Source organism: Mesorhizobium sangaii (assembly GCF_014207355.1).
Lineage (GTDB): Bacteria > Pseudomonadota > Alphaproteobacteria > Rhizobiales > Rhizobiaceae > Mesorhizobium > Mesorhizobium sangaii.
In genome coordinates, this window is the sequence record NZ_JACHEF010000002.1 from 690,318 (window position 1) to 715,133 (window position 24,816).

21 protein-coding genes are annotated in these 24,816 nt (G+C 64.1%); 11 read left to right on the forward strand and 10 right to left on the reverse strand.

Annotation, left to right across the window (positions count from 1 at the left end; translation table 11 throughout):
* Positions 1-137: 137 nt before the first annotated feature.
* The 6 genes from HNQ71_RS12470 (at position 138) to HNQ71_RS12495 (ending at position 6,131) form a co-directional block, all read left to right on the forward strand.
* Positions 138-1,487 (forward strand): putative bifunctional diguanylate cyclase/phosphodiesterase, encoded by a 1,350-nt coding sequence (locus HNQ71_RS12470; protein WP_184872858.1) that lies wholly within the window; start codon positions 138-140, stop codon positions 1,485-1,487.
* A 216-nt stretch (positions 1,488-1,703) separates the two neighbouring features.
* Positions 1,704-2,471, forward strand: coding sequence for an SDR family NAD(P)-dependent oxidoreductase (locus HNQ71_RS12475; RefSeq protein ID WP_184872859.1), 768 nt, complete (start codon positions 1,704-1,706; stop codon positions 2,469-2,471).
* Entirely contained in the window at positions 2,468-3,427 is a 960-nt protein-coding gene (locus HNQ71_RS12480; RefSeq protein ID WP_184872860.1) for a 2-dehydro-3-deoxygalactonokinase, read from the forward strand. Before HNQ71_RS12475 ends, HNQ71_RS12480 begins: the two co-directional genes overlap by 4 nt.
* Entirely contained in the window at positions 3,424-4,062 is a 639-nt protein-coding gene (locus HNQ71_RS12485) for a 2-dehydro-3-deoxy-6-phosphogalactonate aldolase (RefSeq protein WP_184872861.1), read from the forward strand. Before HNQ71_RS12480 ends, HNQ71_RS12485 begins: the two co-directional genes overlap by 4 nt.
* A complete protein-coding gene (locus HNQ71_RS12490) occupies positions 4,062-4,937 on the forward strand; it encodes an SMP-30/gluconolactonase/LRE family protein (RefSeq protein WP_184872862.1) in 876 nt (291 codons plus the stop codon). The genes HNQ71_RS12485 and HNQ71_RS12490 overlap by 1 nt, the downstream gene beginning before the upstream one ends.
* Positions 4,938-5,057: 120 nt before the next feature.
* Entirely contained in the window at positions 5,058-6,131 is a 1,074-nt protein-coding gene (locus tag HNQ71_RS12495) for a D-alanine--D-alanine ligase family protein (protein ID WP_184872863.1), read from the forward strand.
* Between the two features lie 98 nt (positions 6,132-6,229).
* Here HNQ71_RS12495 and HNQ71_RS12500 read toward each other — a convergent pair whose 3' ends face one another.
* The 9 genes from HNQ71_RS12500 to dnaK all read right to left on the reverse strand — a co-directional run bounded on the left by HNQ71_RS12500 (position 6,230) and on the right by dnaK (position 13,702).
* Positions 6,230-6,643, reverse strand: coding sequence for a GFA family protein (locus tag HNQ71_RS12500; RefSeq protein ID WP_184872864.1), 414 nt, complete (start codon positions 6,641-6,643; stop codon positions 6,230-6,232).
* A gap of 16 nt (positions 6,644-6,659) precedes the next feature.
* A complete protein-coding gene (locus HNQ71_RS12505) occupies positions 6,660-7,124 on the reverse strand; it encodes an SRPBCC family protein (RefSeq protein WP_184872865.1) in 465 nt (154 codons plus the stop codon).
* A complete protein-coding gene (locus tag HNQ71_RS12510; RefSeq protein ID WP_095084355.1) occupies positions 7,121-7,441 on the reverse strand; it encodes an ArsR/SmtB family transcription factor in 321 nt (106 codons plus the stop codon). The genes HNQ71_RS12505 and HNQ71_RS12510 overlap by 4 nt, the downstream gene beginning before the upstream one ends.
* 305 nt (positions 7,442-7,746) lie before the next feature.
* Entirely contained in the window at positions 7,747-8,034 is a 288-nt protein-coding gene (locus tag HNQ71_RS12515; RefSeq protein WP_184872866.1) for a DUF1330 domain-containing protein, read from the reverse strand.
* A 184-nt stretch (positions 8,035-8,218) separates the two neighbouring features.
* Entirely contained in the window at positions 8,219-8,932 is a 714-nt protein-coding gene (gene pyrF / locus HNQ71_RS12520) for an orotidine-5'-phosphate decarboxylase (protein ID WP_184873325.1), read from the reverse strand.
* Positions 8,933-8,958: 26 nt separating this feature from the next.
* On the reverse strand, positions 8,959-9,555 hold the full coding sequence (locus HNQ71_RS12525; protein ID WP_184872867.1) for an NADPH-dependent FMN reductase: 597 nt from the start codon (positions 9,553-9,555) through the stop codon (positions 8,959-8,961).
* Positions 9,556-9,695: 140 nt separating this feature from the next.
* Positions 9,696-10,298, reverse strand: a complete 603-nt coding sequence (pmtA, locus tag HNQ71_RS12530) for a phospholipid N-methyltransferase PmtA (protein WP_184872868.1) — start codon at positions 10,296-10,298, stop codon at positions 9,696-9,698.
* 153 nt (positions 10,299-10,451) lie between these two features.
* A complete protein-coding gene (dnaJ, locus tag HNQ71_RS12535) occupies positions 10,452-11,582 on the reverse strand; it encodes a molecular chaperone DnaJ (RefSeq protein ID WP_184872869.1) in 1,131 nt (376 codons plus the stop codon).
* 203 nt (positions 11,583-11,785) lie between these two features.
* Positions 11,786-13,702 carry a molecular chaperone DnaK gene (gene dnaK, locus HNQ71_RS12540; protein ID WP_184872870.1) on the reverse strand — a complete coding sequence of 639 codons (1,917 nt, stop codon included), beginning with the start codon at positions 13,700-13,702 and terminating at the stop codon, positions 11,786-11,788.
* Positions 13,703-13,915: 213 nt separating this feature from the next.
* Between dnaK and HNQ71_RS12545 the strand changes: the two genes are divergently transcribed.
* From HNQ71_RS12545 to HNQ71_RS12565, 5 genes are all read left to right on the forward strand, one after another.
* A complete protein-coding gene (locus tag HNQ71_RS12545; protein ID WP_184873326.1) occupies positions 13,916-16,150 on the forward strand; it encodes an NHL repeat-containing protein in 2,235 nt (744 codons plus the stop codon).
* 10 nt (positions 16,151-16,160) lie between these two features.
* Positions 16,161-19,910 carry a DUF7929 domain-containing protein gene (locus tag HNQ71_RS12550; RefSeq protein ID WP_184872871.1) on the forward strand — a complete coding sequence of 1,250 codons (3,750 nt, stop codon included), beginning with the start codon at positions 16,161-16,163 and terminating at the stop codon, positions 19,908-19,910.
* 196 nt (positions 19,911-20,106) lie between these two features.
* Positions 20,107-20,784: a ribulose-phosphate 3-epimerase gene (rpe, locus tag HNQ71_RS12555; protein ID WP_184872872.1), complete on the forward strand. Its 678-nt coding sequence runs from the start codon at positions 20,107-20,109 to the stop codon at positions 20,782-20,784.
* Between the two features lie 391 nt (positions 20,785-21,175).
* Complete coding sequence (locus HNQ71_RS12560) at positions 21,176-21,925, forward strand: GntR family transcriptional regulator (RefSeq protein ID WP_184872873.1); 750 nt, start codon at positions 21,176-21,178, stop codon at positions 21,923-21,925.
* A gap of 236 nt (positions 21,926-22,161) precedes the next feature.
* Complete coding sequence (locus HNQ71_RS12565; protein ID WP_184872874.1) at positions 22,162-23,676, forward strand: malonate--CoA ligase; 1,515 nt, start codon at positions 22,162-22,164, stop codon at positions 23,674-23,676.
* Between the two features lie 24 nt (positions 23,677-23,700).
* On the opposite strand, the gene HNQ71_RS12570 is transcribed toward HNQ71_RS12565, so the two are convergent.
* Complete coding sequence (locus HNQ71_RS12570) at positions 23,701-24,813, reverse strand: NAD(P)/FAD-dependent oxidoreductase (RefSeq protein ID WP_184872875.1); 1,113 nt, start codon at positions 24,811-24,813, stop codon at positions 23,701-23,703.
* Positions 24,814-24,816: the final 3 nt, after the last annotated feature.

Below are 24,816 nucleotides of genomic sequence, written 5' to 3' on the forward strand. Positions count from 1 at the left end.
AGGGCTGGACCCACCTCGCGTCGATCCTTCCGAACACGACGCGCTTTACCCGCGAATAATCGATTTGGCGATACCTTTCCTAAAGGGTTTGCTGCCAGTCTGAAGCTAAATTCCGAAGTCACAAAACAGGGACACCGATGCAAACTTCGTTTGGCACCGGTCAGGCAAACAGGGAGAGCACGGATCTGGCATTCACAGATCCGTTGACCGGGCTTGGCAACCATCGCCGCTTCTTCGACAAGGTCGATCGCCTGATCAGCGACCGTGCCGACGACCCGGCGCCGTTCACCGTCGGCATTCTCGACCTCGACGGCTTCAAGCCGATCAACGATTTGTTCGGCCACAAGGCTGGTGACGATATCCTGATCCAGGTCGCGATGCGGCTGCGCGCCTCGATGGACGGCCATTCCACCGTCTGCCGCATCGGGGCCGACGAATTCGCCTATCTCTACCCGATGGTGTTCAGCGAGGAGGCGGCGGCCGAGAAATCCCGCATGCTGATCGAGATTCTTTCGGCGCCCTATGATGTCGGCGAACGCACCGCCAGGCTTTCGGCCTCGGTCGGCTGCTCGCTGTTCTATTCGGGCGACGAGACCACCGAGATCCTCATCAACAAGGCAGAGACGGCGCTCTACCACGCCAAGCGTTCAGGCCGTGGCCGCGTCGTCGTCTACACCCGCGAGATGGAAGAGGCGGCCAAGCGCGTCACCCGCATCGAACAGGCGCTGCGCCGCGCTGTCTCGGCCGGCGAGGTGGAGCCGCATTTCCAGCCCATCGTCGACCTCAGCACGCGCCGCACCATCGGTTTCGAGACGCTGGCGCGCTGGACCGACCGCGATCTCGGCTCGGTGCCGCCAACGGTCTTCATTCCCATTGCCGAGGAGCGCGGCATCATCGGGCCGCTGTCGCAACTGGTGCTGCGCAAGGCCACCGAGGCGGCCAGGAGTTGGCCGAAGGACCTGTTCCTGTCTTTCAACCTGTCGCCTTCGCAGCTCGTCGACCAGAACACCGGCCTGCACATACTGGCGATCCTCGACCGCACCGGCTTCGATCCGCGCCGGCTGGAGATCGAGATCACCGAGACCGGCCTGATGAACGATCCTGCCTCTGCCGAGAAGATCGTCGAGGATCTGCGCCGCGTCGGCATCCGTGTTTCGCTCGACGATTTCGGCACCGGCCAGTCCTCGCTCGGCCGCCTGCGCGAATTTCACTTCGACAAGCTCAAGATCGACCGCGCCTTCGTCTCCTCCATTCTCGACGACCGCCCGTCCGAACACATCATCCGCGCCATTCTCGCCATGTGCGAGGGGCTCGGCATGGACGTGGTCGCCGAAGGCATCGAAGAGGAAGCGCAGGCCGACCGCCTGGTCCAGTTCGGCTGTGCCGGCGGGCAGGGCTATCTGTTCGGCAAACCCGTCGATGCCGATGCCACGCTCGGCTACCTCCGCGATTCCTTCCGCGGCGCCTTGCGCGCCAAGGCGATCTGACCGGCCAGCTCGAAGCGGCCTCGCAATCCCGATAGGGCAGCTGTGCGTCCGCTGCGGCGCATTGTCGTTTTGTCTGACATAAGCCCGCAATCCGTCGTTTCGCCCTTGCCCGCACGACATGTCTGGCTAGGATGCGCGCCGGCCTGACCACAGCGTCGCGCGCCCTTCAGGACGCGCAAAGGACATTGTCGGGGTCATGCGCAGGGAGAAAAAAGTATGATGCCATCGGCGCATTTTGCCGACCTCGAAGGAGCCTCGGTGCTGATCACCGGCGGCGGTTCCGGTATTGGCGCAGCACTGACCGAGGGGTTTGTGCGCCAGGGCGCCAATGTCGCCTTCATCGACATCGCCGACGGCCCCAGCACTGCCCTTGCCGACCGCATCGAGAAAGCGTTCGGCCGGCGGCCGCTGTATCTCAAGACCGACCTGCGCGACGTCGAGGCCTTGCGGACCTCGGCAGCCAGGGCGGCCGAAGCGCATGGCGATATCACGGTGCTGGTCAACAATGCAGCGCTTGACGAGCGCCACGCCGTCGAAGACGTGACGGTGGAATTCTGGGACAACAACCAGGCGATCAATCTCAGACCGCATTTCTTCACCGCGCAAGCGGTGGCGCCGGGCATGAAGCGGGCCGGGGGCGGCTCGATCATCAATTTCACCTCGACGTCCTACCTGATCAACCACCCCGACATGCCGGCCTACACCGCCGCCAAGGCCGGTATTCTGGGCCTGACCAAGGGGCTGGCCGGCAAGCTCGGCGTCGACGGTATCCGCGTCAACGCCATTGCGCCCGGCTGGGTGATCACCGAGCGGCAGAAGGAGCTCTGGGTGACCGAACAGGCGCTTGCCGCCCATGTCGCCAAGCAGTGCATTAAGCAGGTGATGCAGCCCGACGACATCGTCGGCACGGTGCTGTTCCTCGCCTCGGATGCTTCGCGCATGCTGACCGCGCAAATGCTGATCGTCGATGGAGGTTTTCTGTGAGCCCAGGGTTTGCCGGCAACGCGCCGGCGGTAGCCGCCGTCGATTGGGGCACGACCCGCATGCGGGTCTGGCTGATCGACGGGGGCGGCAAGGTCCTTGCCGAGCGCCGTGGCGATGACGGCCTGATCACCGCCCAGCAAAAGGGCTTTTCGACCATACTCGAAGGACATCTGGCGGCCATGGCCGCGCCGGAAGCGCTTCCCGTCATCATCTGCGGCATGGCCGGCTCTCGCCAGGGCTGGCTGGAGGCGCCCTATGTCACCGTTCCGGCACCGCTCAGCGCCATCCTGGCAGGTGCGGCACGAGTACCCGGGCAGCATCGCGACGTCCGCATCGTGCCCGGCCTCGCCCAGCGCCGGATCGATGCACCCGACGTCATGCGCGGCGAGGAAACGCAGCTTGCCGGCGCCGGCTTGCCGGCCAAGGGGCGCCAGCTGGTCTGCATGCCCGGCACCCATTCGAAATGGGTGCTGGTCGAGGACGGCGCCGTTGCCGGTTTCGGCACCTGGCCGACAGGCGAGTTGTTTTCGGTGCTTGCCGCGCACTCGATCCTGCGCCATTCGCTCGGCGAACATCCCAAGCCGGTCACCCCTAGCAATCCATTCTTCCGCAACTGGTGCGAAACCGCATTGGCCGAGGCCGGCGATGTCACCTCGCGGCTGTTTTCCATCCGCGCCGCCGGCCTGCTGCAGGATCTGAAGGCCGACGATGCCGCCGCCTGCCTGTCCGGCCTGCTGATCGGCGGTGAGATCGCCTCGGCCAGCCGCCGCCATGGCGCCGGCGCCGAACCTGTCGTGCTGGTGGCGTCCGGTGCGCTTGCAGCACTTTACCAGGCCGCCCTCGGCCTTGCCGGACTTGAGGTCCGCACCGTCGATGCCGATGAGGCGGTGCGTGCCGGTCTCATCGAAGCGGCACGAGAGAACGGCATGATCGCCAGAACCGGAGCAGCCCCATGAGCCAGACCGCACCTTTCCCGAAGCTCAAGCGCGGCCTGGTCGCCATCCTGCGCGGGCTGAAGCCGGTCGAAGCGATCGCGATCGGCCAGGCGCTGTTCGACGCCGGCATCGAGGCGATCGAAGTGCCGCTCAACTCCCCGGAGCCGTTTTCCTCGATCGCCCGGATCGTCGAAGTGCTGCCGAAAACGGCGCTGGTCGGCGCCGGCACGGTGCTGACGCCTGCCGATGTCGATGGCTTGCACAAGGCCGGCGGGCGGCTGCTGGTCAGCCCCAACATCGATGCCGAAGTGATGGCGCGTGCTATGCACTACGGCATGGTGACGATGCCCGGCGTGTTCACGCCCACCGAAGCCTTCCAGGCGATCCGGTTCGGCGCTTCGGCGTTGAAATTCTTTCCGGCGAGCGTGCTCGGCGCCAGCGGGATCTCCGCGATCCGCGCGGTGCTGCCGGCGCAGACCTTGGTCGGCGCGGTCGGCGGCGTTTCGGAAAAGGACTTTGCCGGCTACAAGGCTGTGGGCGTGACGGTGTTTGGTCTCGGCTCCAGCCTGTTCAAGCCTGGCATGAGCGTTGACGAGGTGGCGGCGCGCGCACATGCCGCCGTCACGGCCTGGGATGCGGTGTTCGGAGAAGCATGATGAGCGAGGTTTCGGTTTTCTCCGACCACATCTGCCAGCTCGGCGAAGGGCCGAGCTACGATCCCGCCGCCGATGCGCTGTTCTGGTTCGACATCGTCAATGGTCAGCTTCTGGAAAAGCCCGTGGCCGGCGGCGCACTGAAAATCCACGAGCTTGGCCAGATGGCAAGTGCCATCGCCATCATCGACGACCAGCGCCAGCTGATCGCCACCGAGACCGGGCTTCATGTGCGCGATGTCGCGACCGGCACCATGACGCTGCACACGCCGATCGAGGCTGACAATCCAGCCACCCGCTCCAACGATTCTCGCGTCCATCCCTGTGGTGCCCTGTGGACCGGCACGATGGGCAAGGCGGAGGAAAAGGGCGCCGGCTCCATCTACTGGTTTTTCAAGGGCGAGCTGCGCCGGCTGTTTTCGGACATCACGGTCTCCAACTCGATCTGCTTTTCCCATGACGGCGGGCTCGCCTACTACACCGACACCTCGACCGGGCTGCTGATGCGGGTCGACTGCGACCCTGCGACCGGCCTGCCCACCGGCGAGCCGAAAGTGTTCGTCGATCACCGTTCGGCAAAGGGTTATGTCGACGGCTCGGTGGTCGATCGTGACGGCGTGCTGTGGAACGCCGTCTGGGGCGGCAAAATGGTCAAGGCCTATTCCCCCGACGGCACGCTGCTGCGGTCCGTCGCCATGCCGGTGACGCAGCCGTCCTGTCCGGCCTTTGTCGGCAAGAATGCCGACCGGCTGGCAGTGACGTCCGCCTGGAAGGGCAAGGACGAGAAGCAGCGTAAGCTCGATCCGCAGGCGGGCATGACCTTCCTGCTCGACATCCCCGTCAACGGCCGTTTCGAGCCGCGCGTGCTGATCGCCTGATTGAACAAGGTCGGCGGTTGCGTTGTCACGCAACCGTCCGACCCGGTCGGTTTCGCGGCAGCCGATTGCGCTTCCCATGCGATGGTAGGCGACGCCATCGCTGGAAAACCATGCAAATCCATGACGAGCCAAACGCCAAGACTGATCCTCGTCCATGAGCCGGAAAAGGCCTGCCACGACCGTCTCGTGGCCGACGGTCATGCGCCGGAGCGTGCCGCCGAGATCGCCTCCTATCTGGCGCAGTCGACCGATCTCGCCCATGAATTCGATGCGCTTGCCGCTGCTTGCAAGGCGCGCGGCCTGTCGTTCACGCCGGTGGCGCTGGACGAAGCCGCGGGCGTGCTCGCCGGCGAGCATCCCGGCACGGCACTGGTCTGGACGCTGACCGACGGCATCGCCTATTTCCGGGGCGGCGCCGCACCCGCCTTGGCGAGGCTCGGCGGGTTCAAGACGATCGGTGCCGACGATGCGCTGTTTGCGCTCTGCCAGGACAAGTTCCGTTCCGGCGCGGTGCTTGGCGCGCTCGGTCTGCCGGTGCCGCAAGCCGGTCTTGCGCGCGACGGCAAATGGCTGGTGGAGCCGCCTGCGTCTGCCGCCGGCTGGTTCGTCAAGCCCAACCGGCTAGGTGCCAAGATCGGCATCTGGGCGGATTCGCGCATCAACGATCTCGGCCACGCGCTGGAGCTTAGCCGGCGGGTCTTTTCAGCATATCGCGATGACGTCGTCGTCCAGCCCTATGTCGCCGGCCGCAACGTGCGCGCCAGTTTCCTCGGCGTGGTGCCAGGCGCGGGGGTCGAAGCGCTTGGTGTCGCCTTTGTCGATTCAGGCGCCGATTTCCAGACCATGGCGGACAGCCTGGCGCTCTACGGCGACACTGGCGAGGCGGCGAAGGCGGCCGGACATTATGCCGAACCGGAGCTCGTTGCGGTCGCCGACAGCCAGCCGATCGCCGACGCCAGGGTTCGCGCGATCGCCGAGCGGCTGATGAGCGGGCTTTGCCTGCGCGACGTGTTTTCCATTGACCTTCGGGTCGAGGCCGATGACACGGTCCACCTTATTGAGTTCGAGGTCTGCCCCGGCCTGCCTTGCTTCGATTTCCGCGCCTACTGCCGCCAGCAATGGGATCTCGAGCTTGCCGACGCCATGGCCGAAACCGCGGCCAGCCGGCTACTCGGCCAAAACCACCATATTTGAACGCGCGGCGGCGCATCCGGAAATGCTCGGGGCGCCGCCACCAGGCGCAAGCGCCCGCGACGAGCGCCCGACATGACACGACAGCCCGAGGCGACCCGCTATCCCGGCATTCGCTCGAATTTCTGCAACGAGGGGTCGATCGTGTCCCAGGCATGGCCTCGGATGGCGTATGTGACCACCTGCGGGTCGAATTGGCCGGGGTCGTCAAGGCTGGTCGCGTTGACCGCAATCAGGTCCGGCATGGCGACGAATGTCAGGTAGACCGGCGTTCCGCAGGTCGGGCAGAAGGCGTGGATCTTTTCGTTGCCGCTGTCGCCCGCCACTCGCCAGATGCTCGCCTCGCCGGTGATTTTCATATCGGCGCGCCGGCCGAAGGTCATATAGGATCCGTGGCCGGTGCCTGCGCGCTTCTGGCAGTCGAGGCACTGGCAGTGGTTCTGGAAGATCGGCTCGCCGCTGGTTTCATAGCGGATCGCGCCGCATGCACAGCCGCCGATATAGCGCTTGGTCATTGTTGTTCTCCCGCTATCAGGCTGATTTCGGCTTGGCGAAAAGGTCGATGCCGTTGCCGGTTTCGAGGAAGGATTTCATGCTGGACAGCACCGCCGGCCATCCCTGGCTGACGCCTTTCGCCATGCCGCTGCCGGCTTCGAGTTCGTCATGGGTGACGGTCAGCCGCACCATGGTGTCGTATTCCTCGATGCCGAAAGTCACCCGGCTGTATTGTGAGGGATCGTTGGCCTGCGAAGCGTTCGCCCAGGTGATGACGAGACGGGTCGGCGGCGAGATCTCGACGACCTTGCCGACGAGTTCGACGGTCCGCTCGTCATTGGCGCGGATATGCTCCCATGTCGATCCCGGCTTCCAGTCGGAGACGTTCTCGTGGCCCCAGTAGCGTTTCGCAATGTCGGGCCTGGTTATGGCCTCGAACACTTTTTGCGGCGTCGATTTGATGTAGGTCACGTAGACAAAGCTGGTCGTCTCTCTGGTCATTGGTCCTCTCCTTCGAGTTCTTGCTTCAGATCGTGCAACAGGCTGAGCCGCTGCCGTTCGAATTTCCGCACCCACCGCTCGTAGACTTCGTGCAGCGGCACGGGGTTGATAAAATGCAGTTTTTCCCGGCCGCGCTTGACCGTGCTCACCAAGTTCGCCGCTTCCAGCAGGTCGATGTGCTGGGTGGCGGATTGCCTCGCCATGTCCAGGTTTTCGCAAAGCTGACTGAGCGTCTGCCCGTTCTTCTCGCAAAGAAGATCAAGCAGCCTTCTGCGTGTCGGGTCGCCCAGTGCCTTGAAAACCTTGTCAGCGTCCATCAGCCTCACTCGTTGCTTTCGAGGTGTAATATGCAGGTAAATACCTGCATGTCAACTCGCAACCAACCCGGTCGCTTTCACCTTGGGCGAAAGTGACTCTGGCTCGGCAGTCGATTGTTGGATGCGCCGCCCATGCAGCGATCGTTGTCGAACGGCTCCGCCCGGCTCTCGGCCAGGGCATAGTGCAAACTTGCTGGCCTTCAAGCACCACCTGATCGGAGTGCTCGGGTTAGCGGGGCGGAGCCAAGGGAAGGGGACCCCGTCAGGACTTCGTCTGACGCGCCGCCAGACTCTGGTCGATGGCCTCAGACGCCTTCGACGAGCACGATCTCGCCGTCGGCGACCTTCTGGCGGATGGCGACCGCGCGCTGGTATTCCGGCGAGTGGTAGCAATCGTGCGCCACGGCGAGCGATTCGAACTCGATGATGACGTTGCGTGCGCGCCCGACACCCTCGGCCAACTCATGCGCACCGCCGCGCGCCAGGAATTTCGCGCCAAAGCGGTCGAAGGCAAGTCTCGAGGCGGCGACATACTCCTTGTAGCCTTCTGCGTCGCGCACATCGACGCGGGCGATCCAGTATCCCTTGGGCATTTTTTTCTCCTGTTTCAGTCCGTGCAGGCGAAGATCGGTTTTGAAGGTCGCTCCGGCGAGACGGCTGGAGGTGTTTTCGGGGTCACCACGGGTGACGAGCGGAGCGTACTTAAAGTACGTGAACACCGAAAGCGCAGAAAAACGCCGTCAGACGACCGCCAGAGTAGAGTTTCAGAATTGGTCCTCAGGCCGAGCGCATTTCGGCGATGATCAGTTCGGCTGCTTCTCGCCTGTTGGCCGACGCGACGATCGGCCGGCCGACGACGAGATGGCTGGCGCCGTTGCGGATCGCTTGTGCCGGCGCCACCACGCGCTTCTGGTCGCCATGGTCGCTGCCCGCCGGCCGGATGCCGGGCGTCACCACCGCCATATCGGGTCCGACGATGCGGCGCACCGCTTCGGCTTCCGCGGCCGAGCAGACGATGCCGCCCATGCCTGCATGCAGCGCCTGTTCCGAGCGCCTCAACACCAGCGTGTGCGGGTCGTATTCATAGCCGACGTCGATCATGTCCTGCTCGTCCATCGAGGTCAGCACGCTGACCGCCAGCAGGCAAAGGCCGCTACCCCTGGCCGCCTCCACCGCCGCCGCCATCGCCTTTGGATAGGCGTGGATGGTCAGCATGGTCACGCCCATCTTGACGATGTTCTCGACGCCCTTGGCCACCGTGTGGTCGATGTCGAGCAGCTTCATGTCGAGGAAGACCTTTGTTCCGCCGCTGGCCAGTTCCCTGGCAAAGTCGAGCCCGCCTGCGAAGGCCAGCTGATAGCCGATCTTGTAGAAGGAGACGACGCCGTCGAGTTCGCGCACCGCCTGTTCGGCCTCCAGCACGGTCGGCACGTCGAGGCCGACGATCAGTCTTTCCTGCATGGATTTGGCCTGTATCGATGGGATCTGGATGGATTTTGCCCGCATGGTATCGGCGATCACGCCTCGATCCGGGTCGACAGCATGCGCGAGGTTTCGATCAGCGTGCGGCATAGGTGCTCCATCGATTTGTACAGTCTTTCGTCGCGGAAATTGCCGCCCTCGTCGAAGGCGCTGCCGCCCTCCGGCACCGAGCATTCCGGCGTCACCACCTCCATCTGGCAACGCACCAGCACGGCGCGCAGATGGTTGATGCAGCGGATTCCGGCAAAATGCCCGTTGGAGGACGAGCAGAGGCCGGCCACCTTGCCGGCCAGCGGCCTGACCGTCCGGCTGCCATCCCTGCGCACCCGGCTCACCCAGTCGATCGTGTTCTTGAGCAGCGGCGGAATCGAGCCGTTATATTCGGGCGTGGCGATCAGCAGCCCGTCATGGGCGATGACCAGACGGCCAAGTTTCAGGGCATTTACGGGAACGCCCTTTTCCTTTTCCAGATCCTCGTCGAGGATCGGCAGGGGATAGTCGGCGAGCGAGATGCGGGTCACCTCGGCGCCTTGCATGGCGAGCTCCTTTTGCGCCACGTCGGCGGTCCTGCCGCTGTAGGCGCCGCTGCGCACCGAGCCGGCGAAGACGAGGATTTTCGGGATCACTGCCATTGGCCAACCTTGTTCCCGGACAGGTACAGCCAGAGGCGGCTCAAATCAACGCACCTGCCCAAAAATCAAGGTCGAAACGCAGGTCGCTCCAGTGTGTGCTGAGATTGAGGTCAGGCCGGCCTCACCTGAATATCAACAGCCTAATGCGCCTCGCGCCGGTAGATCCACAGCTGCGTCGGCGGGATGTTGCGGAAGATGAAATCGAAATGCTTGACCGTGTAGTCGCCACGGCCGGCCGGGATCGGCGACATCGGGCCGTAGGTCAGCTGCACGATCGGCCTTCCGGCCGGGATACGGTCGAGCAGGCTCTCGATATAGGCTATGCGCTGGGCGACCGGAAAATTGAGCAGTGGCACGCCGGAAACGACGGAATCGAAGATCATCCCGCTCTTATCGCCAAGCGTGGCGTTGAGGTTGAAGGCATCGCCCTCGATGACGTTGACGCCGGGATAGAGTTGCCGCAGGTGGCGGACGAAATCGGTGGAGTATTCGACCGCATAGAGATTTTCGGGCCGCACCCCCTGGGCCAGGATGGCGCGGGTGATGACGCCGGTGCCGGGACCGACCTCGAGCACCGGCAGGCCGGATTTCGGATTGACGATCGAGGCCATCTTGCGGGCGGTGATCGAGCTGGTCGGCACGATCGAGCCGACCGTCTTCGGCTTGTCGATCCAGCCCTTGAAGAATTTGAGCTCGTCATCGAACTTTTCGGCAAGCGCCTTGCGCAGTCCGGGACGTGTCATGCAAGCTCTCCTCAGCACTCCCCCCAAATTACTTAACATCTGAGCAGCGCAAGGCAAGGCGCGGTCAGACGCATGTCGTGGATAAGATAAGTTTCGTCGCGTCTCAAGACGCGACACATTTCACGAAATCACACGGCTTGCCTTGAATTCCCATCAGCGCTCGCCGAAGGATTCGAAGAAATCCTTCATGCGGGTGAAAAAGCCGCTCGATTGGGGCGAATTGTCCTGCGAGGAGAGCTGTTCGAACTCCTCCAGCAGCTCGCGCTGGCGGCGGGTGAGGTTCTGCGGCGTCTCAACGGCGGTCTGGATGTAGAGGTCGCCGACATTGGGCTGGCGCAGCACCGGCATGCCCTTGCCCTTGAGGCGGAACTGGCGGCCGTTCTGGGTGCCCTCCGGCACTTTCACCTTGGTCTGCGTGCCATCCAGCGTCGTCACCTCGAAGGAACCGCCAAGGGCCGCCGTCGTCATCGAGATCGGCACCTTGCAGTAGAGATCGGCGCCGTCGCGCTGGAAGAACTCGTGCGGCTTGACCGCCAGGAAAATATAGAGGTCGCCCGACGGCCCGCCGCGCAGGCCGGCCTCGCCCTCATTGGCAAGGCGGATGCGGGTGCCGTCCTCGATGCCGGCCGGGATGTTGACCGACAGCGAACGCTCTTCGGTGACGCGGCCCTGGCCGGCGCATTTCGGGCACGGATCCTTGATGGTCTGGCCGCGGCCCTGGCATTGCGGACAGGTCCGCTCGATCGAGAAGAAGCCTTGCGTGGCGCGCACCTTGCCGTGGCCGTTGCACATCGAGCAGGTGACAGGCTGGGTACCGGGCTTGGCGCCGCTGCCCGAGCATTCCGAGCAGGAGATCGATGCCGGCACGCGGATCTGCGCGGTCTTTCCCGCGTAGGCTTCCTCCAGCGAGATTTCCATATTGTAGCGCAGGTCGGCGCCGCGCTCGCGGCCGCCCGACGAGCGGCGCTGGCGCCCGCCCATCATGTCGCCGAAAATATCCTCGAAAATGTCGGCGAAGCCGCCGGCGCCGAAGCCTTGCGCGCCGCCATTCATGCCACCCTGCTCGAAGGCCGCGTGGCCGAAACGGTCATAGGCCGCGCGCTTTTGCGGGTCCTTCAGCGTCTCGTAGGCTTCGTTGATTTCCTTGAACTTGTGCTCGCAGGAATGATCGCCGGGATTGCGGTCGGGATGGAACTGCATGGCGAGCTTGCGGAAAGCGCTCTTGAGCTCCTTCTCGTCGGCGCCTTTCTGGACACCCAGCGTTTCGTAGAAATCAGCTTTCATTTTTTCCCGCAGTCCGGATGTTCAACGTCTTGATGCATATGTTGCGTCGTTTGCCGGCACGTTGTCTCGATTTAGGAGCGGTGCTGCCCGGATGCTAGGGCCGGCGCGGTTCTGTCCGTGTTTTTCAGCGATTTTTTCCGCCAGGGTTGCAAAAAAGCCCGGCCTGCGCCGGGCTTTTCGCTCTATCCTTGCCGTCAAACGGTTCAGGCCGACTTCTTCTTGTCGTCGTCCTCGTCGATTTCCTCGAAATCGGCATCGACCACGTCACTGTCCTTGGCGGCGTCCGCCTTGGCGTCGGCTTCCGCCGCTTCCTTCTGCGAAGCCTCGTACATGGCCTGGCCCAGCTTCATCGAAGCCTCGGCAAGCGCCTGCGACTTGGCCTCGATGTCGGCTGCGTCGTCGCCTTCGGCCGCGGCCTTCAGCGCCGTGATCGCATCGGCAATCGCCGTGCGGTCGGCTTCCGAGACCTTGTCGCCATATTCCTTCAGCGACTTCTCGGACGAATGCACCAGCGCCTCGGCCTGGTTGCGGGCCTCGACCACCGCACGCCGCTTCTTGTCGCTCACGGCATTGGCCTCGGCGTCCTTGACCATCTTCTCGATGTCGGCGTCAGAAAGGCCACCCGATGCCTGGATGCGGATCTGGTGCTCCTTGCCGGTGCCCTTGTCCTTGGCCGAAACGTTGACGATGCCGTTGGCGTCGATGTCGAAGGTGACCTCGATCTGCGGCACGCCGCGCGGCGCCGGCGGGATGCCGACCAGGTCGAACTGGCCAAGCGCCTTGTTGTCGGCGGCCATTTCACGCTCGCCCTGGAAGACACGGATGGTCACGGCGGACTGGCTGTCCTCGGCCGTCGAGAACACCTGGCTCTTCTTGGTCGGGATCGTCGTGTTGCGCTCGATCAGCCGCGTGAACACGCCACCCAGCGTCTCGATACCGAGCGACAGCGGCGTCACGTCGAGCAACAGCACGTCCTTGACGTCGCCCTGCAGCACGCCGGCCTGGATGGCGGCGCCGAGAGCGACGACCTCATCGGGGTTGACGCCCTTGTGCGGCTCCTTGCCGAAGAACTGCTTCACGATCTCCTGGATCTTGGGCATGCGGGTCATGCCGCCGACCAGGACGACTTCGTCGATTTCGCCAGCCTTCAGGCCGGCATCCTTGAGCGCCGCCTTGCAAGGGTCGATGGTGCGCTGGACCAGATCGTCGACCAGCTGCTCGAACTTGGCGCGCGTCAGCTTCAGCGTCAGGTGCTTCGGCCCGGTCGCATCGGCGGTGATGAAGGGCAGGTTGATCTCGGTCTGCGTCGTCGACGACAGCTCGATCTTGGCCTTTTCAGCCGCTTCCTTGAGGCGCTGCAGGGCCAGCTTGTCGTTCTTCAGGTCGATGCCCTGTTCCTTCTTGAACTCGGCCGCCAGGTATTCGACCAGGCGCATGTCGAAATCCTCGCCGCCGAGGAAGGTGTCGCCATTGGTCGACTTCACCTCGAACACGCCATCGCCGATCTCGAGCACCGAAATGTCGAACGTGCCGCCGCCAAGGTCATAGACGGCAATGGTCTTGCCATCCTTCTTGTCGAGGCCGTAGGCGAGCGCGGCCGCGGTCGGCTCGTTGATGATGCGCAGCACTTCCAGCCCGGCGATCTTGCCGGCGTCCTTGGTTGCCTGGCGCTGGGCGTCGTTGAAATAGGCCGGAACGGTGATGACCGCCTTCTCGACCTTCTCGCCGAGATAGGCTTCCGCCGTTTCCTTCATCTTCTGCAGGATCATGGCCGAGATCTGGCTGGGCGACTGCTTCTTGTCGCCCGCCTCGACCCAGGCATCGCCATTGTCGCCCTTGACGATCTTGTAGGGGACAAGCTTCTTGTCCTTCTCCGTCACCGGATCGTCATAGCGGCGGCCGATCAGGCGCTTGACCGCGAAGATGGTGTTTTCAGGATTGGTGACCGCCTGGCGCTTGGCCGGCTGGCCGACGAGACGTTCGCCGTCGCCGCTGAAGGCGACGATGGAAGGCGTCGTGCGCGCGCCTTCCGCATTCTCGATCACCTTAGGCTCTTTGCCATCCATGATGGCGATACAGGAGTTGGTGGTGCCGAGATCGATACCGATTACTTTTGCCATTTTTCTAGTCTCTCCGCTAAGCAGGCTCTCAGGACCCGTACAGGCGTTCCAACGAAAGCCCCTGTTCACAAGAAATTCCGTTCCGGCAACCGGCATTCCGGCGCCGAACGGCTTGGCGCGTATATAAGAACAGGCAGCATCGCGCGCAAGCATTCTGCGCAAGGCTTCCATGAACCTTTCCACCTCAGCCTGCGACTGATGTCCAGGCGCCGCATGGTGCGGCCCGGAAAGGAAGCCCCCATGACCATTAACCCAGAGGCTCTGCGCTCTCCGGGAACAACAGGAGCTCGGCGCGACCACCGCCTTCGGGACGAGGTCGACGCGCTGGGCTTCCTGTTGATTCCGTTGACCCTGCGTAAGAGCAGGCGTATCGTCAAGATGAGGAAAGCAGACAATTCGATCAGGGAAGAACGTGCCGGACCACCGCGCCTTGCCCTGGTTTGCGCGGTAACGCCGGATGTTTCTCCCGTGGCTAACGGGGGTAGCTTCATGTCTCGCGTCCGCGGCACGTTCGTGTCTTCTCTCAACAGCGGCCTGCGCCGCGCCATGCATCCGGGCGGATTGCTGGCGCTGGCACTCACTGCCGGCCTGTGGCTGGGTGACGCAGCACGGGCGCAGGACACCCAGATCATCTATCCCGGCTCGATGGCGGTAACCGGATTTTCCGGCACCATCATTCCCCATTTCGACGAAGGCCTGCCGCCCGGCGTCGATCCGGTCGACGAAACCTTCATCGACACCACGCGCGCCACCTTGCGCGTGTTCGACGTCTCGCATCTCGGCGGGCCGGCCGCCGGCCAGCTCGTCTCCACGCCGCCGCCCTTCGAGGTGACGGCCGAACAGATCGGCCAGGTGTTCGGCCTCACCTATGATGACGGCTTGCGCGACGGTGTTCCGTCGGGCGTTCCCAACCTCTATGCAGGCGCCACCTCGCTGCACGGCATCCGCATCGTCACCCCGGATTCCGACGGCGACGGAAGGCCGGAGCGGCAGCGCCGCGGCATGGCCGGCGCCACCTTCATGGATGGCCAGTTCGGCACTGAAAACGGCGGCGGGCCGGGCACCATCTGGAAGATCGACGGCATCACCGGCCAGGTCTCCAAGTTTGCCGACATCGACACCAACAGCGGTCCCGGCATCGGCAATCTCACCTTCGATCCCATCCACCGCCAGTTCTTCGCCTCCGACCTCGACACCGGCCTGATTCATCGCATCGACGCCGAAGGCAGGCTGATCGACAGCTTCGACCATGGCGTTGCCGGGCGTCCGGCGCACGGACTGGCTCCGGTCGCCGACGACGGTTCGGTGATGGACATACAGGGCGCGGCCTTCGACAGCGAAGACCCCGACAGCTGGGGCTACACCCAGGACGAGCGCCGCGTCTGGGGCGTCTCCTATCATGGCGGCCGGCTCTATTATTCGGTCGGCGAAAAATCGGAAATCTGGTCGGTCGGCATTGCCCGCGACGGCACCTTCGCCGGCGACCCGCGCTGGGGACTGACGGTCGAGGCCGACAAGGACTACGCTATTACCGACATCGCCTTCGACAACAGCGGCTTCATGTATCTGGCGCAGCGCGGCCCGGTCGAAAACCGTTACGATTACAGTCAGTTCGCCGATTCCGGCAAGGGCGAGGTCATCCGCTACTGGCGCGAGAATCCGGACGATTCGGCGACGGAATCAGTCTGGGTCGAAGTGCCGCAGGAATATGCCGTCGGCTTCCCGCAAGGCAACCGGCAGTCGGCCGGCGGTCTCGATCTGCAATATGGCTATGATGCCGACGGCAATCTCGACACCTCGGTCTGCACGCAGACGCTGGTCAACACCGGCGACAAGCTGCGCGACAATCCGGCGCTCGCCGAGCAACTCGCCGCAGGCGGGCCGCTGGCCGTGCACGGCGTCCAGATCACGCCCAAGGAGCTGGTCAAGCCGGCCAACGTGCCGCCTTTCGGCTCCTGGTTCGTCGACTTCGACGGCTATTTCGAAGATCCCGAAGTGGAAGGCCATGTCGGCGACGTCGCGGTCTGGCATCCCTGTGAAGGCCGCGCCGGCTATTATGAAGAAATCCCGGGCGGCTATTTGCCCCCCTTCTATCCGCCGGACTTCCCACCGCCCGGCAATCTGCCTCCCTGTCTCGATGTCGAGGACGTCCAGTATTACTGCACGCCTTCCGGCCTCGAGGCCGATCTCTATCTCCATGACCATGCCGGCTTCGGCGGCGATTCGATCAAGGCCCAGTCCAGGACGCCAGGCGTCGGGGTGACGTCCCCCATGTCGCATGCGCCCGGCACGCCATACACGATCGGCATCACCGGCCACTATCCGGGCGACACAGTCGATGTTGGGCTCTGCTTCTACAGGAAGTCCGACAAGGACAAGGGTGGCTACTACCCTTGCTGCAAGATGACTTTGCCGCTCAGAACCCCAGCCGTCAGCTGCGAACGTTGAGGAGGGGAAGATGAAAAATCTCGCACTTTCCCCGCTCGCAACGAGCAACCAGTCAAAGCAGTCAACCGTCTTGGAGACGATCATGAAACCCCTGTCACTCGCCAGGCGCGGCGCGCGCTGGCTGATGGCGGCCGGTATCGCGGTCGCCACCTTGACCCCGGTGCAAGGCTTCGCCGAAGAGGTCTACACCGTCATTACGGAGCCCAGCCTCGACCTCGACAATCCGCGCATCATCAATCCGGAACCGGGCCGTGTCGTGCCTTTCTTCACCAAGAAGGGTACCCAGAGGGGCTGTGATTATGTCGTCTATTCCCTGAGCTTCGGCTTGCGCGGCGCCCCGCAGGGTTTTGCCGACCCAGGCTTCGCGGCCAGACTGAAAAAAGCCCGGCTCGACTTCAAGGACCAGCTTCCGCACGGCCTTGAGATCGTCAACGCCAATGTGGCCGGCGACGGCACGGATGCGGCCGGCGGACCACTGCCGGGTGCAACGATCAGCACATCGGCAAATCCCAACGACACGGCGACGGTTTCCGATTTCCGGATTTCCGCCTCCGATCTCGACGGCGTCGGCGCTCCCAACGAGCGCGTCATCACCTTCCAGATCACGGCCAAGATCGACCATGCGGCGTTTCCTTCGCCGACCATCGTCGACAACCAGGGCATGATCAAGGTGACGCCGGAAGCCGGCACGGGGACCATCATCCCGTCGCAGGATCCGAGCAAGCCCGACGACGGCGACTTCAAGACCGGCGAAAAGACCTCGATCAAGATCGACGTCACCAAGTGCAATCCGCCGCCGCCACCTCCCGGCAAGGAATGCTTCAAGGTGGAACGCGGCACGGTTGATTGCGTGCCCGGTGGCGGCGCCTTCATCTACCACATGCCGGTCGGCCCGGAGATGGGCGGCAAATGGGTGCAGGTGTCGACCACGACACCCGGCATCACCATCATCCCCGACACCCAGCTGGTGCCGGCGGGCGGCGGCGTGCTTAACTGGAAGATCGTCGGCGCGTCGCCCGGCGATGTCATCCACCTCATCGTCACCGGCATCGAAACCTATGCCGGCCCGGAAGAAGGCTGGGGCCTGTGCTGCACGCAGACCATCGACATCGTCATCCCGCGCGACCAGAGATGCCCGCCCAAGGACAAGGAACCGGACCTCAAGGTTGAAAAGCGCGCCGAAGTCCAGCGTTGCACGATGGGCGGCGGCTGCGACTTCACCATCAGGGTCACCAATGTCGGCACCGGTGCCTACCACGGCAAGATCGTGCTCGACGAGGTGACGCTGCCGGCCGGCTCGACGCTCGATTCAGGGCCCAATCCGCCCTGGGTCTGCGTGCCCGGCACCACCCCGATGACGTGCACCTATCCGGTGACCACGCTCAATCCGGGGGCCTTCGTCGACCTTAAGCTCGGCTTCAAACCGGCTGGCGGCTGGCAAGGCAGCGTGCTGCGCAACTGCGCCGCCTACAATTATGCGGCCAGCGGCAAGCCGCTGTTCGGCAGCCAGTCGAACGATCGCGGCTGCGCCTCGATCCCGATCTGCCGGCGTGGCGATCGTGATCGCGACTGCCAGCCACCGGTCGAAAAGAAGGTCGACCTGATCCTCAAGAAGCGTGCCCGCACCGAGGTCTGCACGGCCGACGGCATCTGCACCTTCGTGATCGATATCATCAACAACGGCACCTTCACCTACAATGGGCCGCTGACGGTGATCGACAGCTATCCGGGCGGTGCGCCGGCCTCCTCGACCTTCGGCCCGACACCGCCATGGACCTGCGGCCCGACCGGCCCCGGCCTGTTCCGCTGCGACAATGCGGGCATTTCGCTCGCACCGGGCGCCTCGACGCCGATCTTCGTCAAGGCGGTCATGCCGGACGGCTATCAGTCTGACACGGTGGAGAACTGCGCCGAGGTGAAGGCCATCCCTGGTGAAACCGACCTCACCAACAACAAGGCCTGCGCCAAGGAACGCATCCGTCATCCCAATGGCGGCAAGCCGGCTCTGCGCATCACCAAGGTGTGCAATGGCTCGCTGTCCGGTGCCGCGGTCGTCTCTTGCCGCATCACCGTCGTCAATGCCGGCACGGCTGCCCCCACCGGTCCGGTGCGGGTCAACGACGCCGCCACGCTGGTGGCGGGCGGTGCGCCCGTCCAGATCCAGACCGTCACTCCCGACGGCGCGGAATGGGCGTGCGGACCGGTTCCGGCCAATGCGCTGTCGTGCCAGATTCCCGGTGCCGTCATGACGCCTGGAACCAGCCGCCACTTCGACGTGACGGTTTCGGCGAACGGCGAGTTCGAGAACTGCGCGCGGGGTTCGTATGGTCCGGCCCCCGGCGACGACATCGTGTATCCGATCGGCCAGGCCTGCGCCAAGGGCGGCGGCTCTTCGATCATCCGCGTCGAAAAGACCGGCGACCGCGAATGCAAGCTCGGCCAACCCTGCTCGTTCGAGATCACCATCACGAATGACGGGACGAGCCCCTTCTCGGGTCCGGTTCGCATCGGCGATGCGATCGGCGTCGAAGGTCTCGGCAGGCTGGACGGCGTTGCGATCACCTCGATCGATCCGCCTTTCGGCTGCTCGCCGGAACCGGCGACCTTGCCATTGTCCTGCATTGCCAACCTGACGCTCGGCGCCGGGGAGAGCCAGGTGCACCAAGTCACCGTGGTCATTCCCGACGACGGCCGCCTGGCCAATCTGCAGGGCAACGTCAGCGGCCAGAACTGCGTCGGCGTCCTGTCTCCCGACACACGGGTGCAAGGCGGCGACATGCTCCCCGGCGACCAGGCCAATGTCCAGGGCGATCGTGGCAAGGCCTATGCGTGCCACCCCTTCACCATCACGCATGAGGTGAAGAAGGAGTGCTCGCCAGGTTTCGTCATGAACGACGCCGGCAGGTGTGTCTGCCCGCAGGGCACCACCTTCCGTAACGGCCAGTGCTCGCCCGACGGTGGTGTCATCGTCGAGCCAAAGCCGCGGCCCTGCGTGCTGCTCGAAGGCCAGATCCGCACCCAGGACGGACGTTGCGTCTGCCCACGCGGAACCGGGCTTCAAAACGGCAAGTGCGTCAAGACCGACAAGCCTGAGCAGTGCACCATCCGCGGTCAGGTCCACAACTCGGACGGCGATTGCGTCTGCCCGAAGGGTACGGAAGTCAGGGGCAATGCCTGCCGTCCGATCCGGCCGCAGCCCGAGCAGTGCACCATCCGTGGCCAGGTCCACAATGCCGATGGCGATTGTGTCTGCCCGAAGGGTACGGAAGTCAGGGGCAATGCCTGCCGTCCGATCCGGCCGCAGCCCGAGCAGTGCACCATCCGTGGCCAGGTCCACGACGCCAACGGCAATTGTGTCTGCCCGAGGGGTACCGAGGTGCAAGGCAATGCCTGCCGGCGCAAACAGCCGCCGGTGGAGCAGTGCGACATACGCGGCCAGGTCCATAACAAGCGCGGCGAGTGTGTGTGTCCGCGCGGGACCGAGGTGATCGACGGCGCATGCCGCAGGTCCAGGCCGCAGGTGGAGGAGTGCGCACCGGGCTCGCAGATGATCAATGGCCAGTGCCAGCCGATCATCAGGCGGCGCTGCCCGGAAGGCACGATTGGGCGCTATCCGAACTGCAGGCCGATCCGTGGGCAACTGGAACCAGGCCTGCTGAACCCGAACGTCCTGCAGCAGCTGCTTCCGCGGCGCAGGACGCAAACTGACCAGCAACAGCAGGGCGATCCGGCTGGAAACATCCAGAACTTGAAGCCGTAATCGTCCGCGCGACACAGGCAAGAAACCCGCCGGAGCAATCCGGCGGGTTTTTGTTTGGACCGGGGGGACCGGCAGCCGACGTCGGCGGGACGTAGCCTGTGCAGCCAGCCGCCTGCGCACTCGACAAGTCACCTGCGGCGCATTAGGCAGTCGATAGAGTGACCGGATCAGAAGGGCGCTCGGAAAGGCCGCGCCCATGAGCAAAAAAACCTTGATCGCACCCTCGGTGCTGGCCTCGGATTTTTCCAGGCTCGGCGATGAAGTCGAAGCGGTGGTGGCTGCCGGCGCCGACTGGATTCACCTTGATGTCATGGACGGACATTTCGTCCCCAACATCACCTTTGGCCCGCCGGTGATCAAGGCAATCCGCAACCGCACCAAGGCCTTCTTCGACTGCCATCTGATGATCGCGCCGGCCGATCCCTATCTGGCCGCCTTCGCCGAGGCCGGCTGCGACGGCATGACGGTGCATGCCGAGGCTGGGCCGCATCTCGACCGCTCGCTGCAGACCATCAGGAACCTTGGCAAGAAGGCCGGCGTGTCGCTCAATCCGGCAACGCCCGAAAGTGCGGTCGAATATGTGCTCGACCGGCTCGATCTGATCCTGATCATGACCGTCAATCCGGGCTTCGGCGGCCAGGCTTTCATTCCGGCGATCGTCGACAAGGTGAAGCGGGTCAAGGCGCTGATCGGCGACCGGCCGATCCGCATCGAGATCGACGGCGGCGTGTCAGCCGAAACCGCGCCGCTGGTCACTGCCGCAGGCGCCGACGTGCTGGTGGCAGGCGCCGCGATCTTCAAGGGCGGCAGCGTCGACGCCTACCGGCAAAACATCGAGGCGATCAGGACGGCCGCCGACAAGGCAGCCGGCTGATCCACGACGCCCATCCTGTCTTCAAGTCCAATTGGCCGCCAACGGCTCTCATGCCCGGCAGGTCCGTCAGAGTCTGATTCGCCAAGCATCGAGCCTGGACGAGAGGCTTGATTCGGTCCGTCTTTTGCGCGCGGCAGAAAAGACGATCACGCGTGCTCACAAGAACAGATGATCCTGCGTGCATACAAAACACGTTAAGTTTCCGAAGGTTGTAGAAATACGCGACTTTGCATCGCTGAACGGCAAAATGCCGTATATTTCTTCGTGCTTAAGTACAATAGCGTGATCTTCTGCTTGAGCCTCTGAGGCCAGACGCGATATGGTACGTGTATGTAGGGGGGATGCTTCGGACTCGAATTGCCCAAACATAATTTGGGGACAAGGAGTCGCTTTGACATACGGAGCTGCCAATCTGAACGACGACGGCGCAGGGCCCAAGAGCACGCTTGCCAGCACGGTCTATCACCAATTGCGGGATGACCTTCTCGGTGGAATTCTTGAAGCCGAGAGCAAGCTGCGGGTCGAATGGGTGGTGTCCAAATATGGGGCTGGCGCTTCCCCTGTCCGCGAGGCTCTCAATCGCCTCGCCTCGGAAGGGCTTCTTGGCCGGCACGACCAGCGCGGCTTCTTCATCATGCCGATCAGCGCGGCGGAGCTCGAAGAGCTGACGCGCACCCGTTGCTGGCTCGAGGAGCGGGCGCTTCGCGAATCGATCGCCCACCGCACCGCCGAATGGGAAGAACAACTCGTACTGGCGCTGCATCGCCTGGGGCGTGCATCACGTCTTTCGCCACAGAATAATCTCTCGTCGCTCAATCCGGATTGGGAGAAGTTGCACCGCGTCTTCCATCGAGTCCTGATTTCGGCCTGCCGGTCGCAATGGCTGGTGGGATTCTGCGAGCAGCTTTCCGATCACGCCTACCGCTACCGGCAAATGGCGAGTGACAGCGAAAGCGCCCAGCGCGACGATTTAGGCGAGCATCGCCGGATCGCCGAATGTGCGTTGGACGGCAATGCCGACGGCGCCGTCGAAGCGCTGATCAATCACTACCAGCTGACCGCTGCCATGTGCATGGAACGCATCAGGCAAAGTGAAAGTCTGAAGTCGGTCGCCGGCAAGGCCGCACGCGCCCGGCGATAGCGTCGGTTCCGCCAGTCGTTTGCAGCCACCCCTGCAACCCATCGGCGCCACGGGCAAACACCTGTCCTCGGGTCTTGACGGCGCGGCCAAGAACCGCGAACTCTTCGCCGCCCATGCATGCCGCTCGAAAAGCATGCCCGGCGCCGCCGTTTCCACCATCTAAATCAAAGGGATAGAGCATGATGTTGTCCGAAAACCGTTTCACACTTTTCGGCATCATGCTCTAGGAAGACTTCATGAGTAACCATCTGTTCGACGCGTTCCGTTCCCGGATGCCGGCGCCCGATCGCCTGTTGATGGAAACCGATGATGGCCGCTCGCTGACCTATGGCGATATGCTGGCGCGGTCGGCGCAGCTGGCGCATGCGCTCTTGCAACTCGATGTCGAGCCCGGCGACCGGGTCGCCGTGCAGGTCGAGAAGAGTCCCGAAGCCGTCCTGCTCTATCTCGCCTGCCTGCGTGCCGGCGCCGTCTTCCTGCCACTCAACACCGCCTACACACTGGCCGAGCTGGAGTACTTCTTCGGCGACGCGGCACCACGCCTGGTCGTCTGCGATCCGGCCAGGGCGGCCGACATCGGCGCACTGGCGGAAAAATCGGGCGCCGTCACGGTCACGCTCGGCCGCAACGGCGAGGGATCCCTGACGGATCAGGCCTCGCGGCTGCCGGCGGATTTCCACGACGTGGTGCGGGCCAAGGACGATCTCGCGGCGATCCTCTACACTTCGGGAACGACCGGCCGCTCGAAAGGCGCCATGCTCAGCCACGAGAACCTTGCCTCGAACGCGCGGGTGCTGGTCGACCACTGGCATTTCACGGCCGACGACGTACTGATCCACGCGCTGCCGATCTTCCACACCCATGGCCTGTTCGTCGCCACCAACGTCGTCCTGATGGCCGGCGCCTCGATGCTGTTCGAGCAGAAATTCGACCCGGCCCGCATCATCTCGCTTTTGCCGCGCGCCACTGCCCTGATGGGCGTGCCGACCTTCTACGTGCGCCTGCTGCAGCAGGACGGGCTGGACCGCGAGGCGGCAAGGACCATCCGCCTGTTCATTTCCGGTTCGGCGCCGCTGCTGGCCGAGACGCACAAGGCCTGGCGCGCACGCACCGGCCACGCGATCCTCGAACGCTACGGCATGACCGAGACCAACATGAACACCTCTAACCCCTACGACGGCGAGCGGCGCGCCGGCACGGTCGGCTTCCCCCTGCCGGGCGTAGCACTTCGCATCGCCGACCCCGACACTGGCCGTCCGCTTGCCCAGGGCGAAGTCGGCATGATCGAGGTCAGGGGCCCGAACGTCTTCGGCGGCTATTGGCGCATGCCTGAAAAGACCAAGGCGGAATTCCGCGCCGATGGTTTCTTCATCACCGGCGATCTCGGCATCGTCGACGCCGACGGCTACGTCCACATCGTCGGCCGCGGCAAGGACCTGATCATTTCCGGCGGCTACAACATCTATCCGAAGGAGCTCGAAAGCGAGATCGATGCGCTTGACGGTGTGAGCGAAAGCGCCGTCATCGGCGTCGCCCATCCGGATTTCGGCGAAGGCGTCACCGCTGTCGTCGTGCGGTCGCCGGCTTCGAACATCACCGGGGCTGAAATTCTTGGCGCCATCGCGGAACGCGTCGCAAAATACAAGCACCCGAAGCGGGTGATCTTCGTCGACGAACTGCCCCGCAACACCATGGGAAAGGTGCAGAAGAATCTTTTGCGCGATACCTACAAGGGTCTCTACACATCTTAAGGCTGCACCTGCGCAGGCAGTTCGTCAGCCGGGGTACAAAAGCTCGCAAACATGCTCGGCGATCGCCAGGCTTGCCGTCAGGCCGGGGCTCTCGATGCCGAACAGATTGACGATCGACCCGGTGCCATGGTCGGCCGGACCCTGGATCGTGAAGTCGGCCGCCGGCTGGCCCGGGCCGGACAGTTTCGGCCGGACGCCGGCATAGGCCGGCTGCAAGGCGCCGTCGGCAAGATCGGGCCAATAGCGCCTGATCTCGCCGTAGAAGGCCGCACCACGGGTGGGATCGACCGTGTAATCCACGCTGTCGATCCATTCGACATCCGGACCGAAGCGCGCGCTGCCGCCCAGATCGAGGGTGAGATGGACGCCGAGGCCGCCATTGACCGGCACCGGATAGATCAGCCGCGAGAAGGGCGACCGTCCCGAGAGTGAAAAATAGTTGCCGCGCGCCAGCCATCGCTGCGGAACAAGGTGTTGCGGAAAACCTTCGATACGGCCGGCGAGAGCCTGCGCATCGAGGCCCGCGGCGTTGACGAAGGCGCCGGCCTTCAAGGTGAAGCCCTCGCCATCGGCGTTGCGCGTGTCGATCCGGATCCCATCGGCTTCGATCGCCGCTCCGGCAACGGACGTGAGCAAGGCGAAGGATGCACCGGCGGCCTCGGCGTCGCCGCGCAGCGACAGCATCAGCGCCTGGCTGTCGATGATGCCGGTCGACGGCGACAGCAGCGCGCCGGTGCATTGCAGCGCGGGTTCGAGGCTTTCGGCTTGTGCCTGCGTCAAGATTTCGAGGTCGCCAACGCCGCAACTCTGCGCGTTGGTCCGGATCGCGGCCAGCCTGTCCAACTGGTCAGGTTCGACGGCGACGATCAGCTTGCCGGTGCGCGCATGGGCAACATTGTGCTCGCGGCAATAGGCGTAGAGCCGTTCACGCCCTTCGACGCAGAGCCGGGCTTTCAGGCTGCCCGGCGCATAGTAGAGCCCGGCATGGATGACTTCGGAATTGCGCGAACTCGTGACGGTGCCGATCGCGCCGGCCTGTTCGACCACCAGCACCTCGCGGCCCGACAGGGCGAGCGCCCTGGCGATCGCGAGCCCGACGACGCCTGCTCCCGCAACGACGCAATCGATGTCATGCATGGC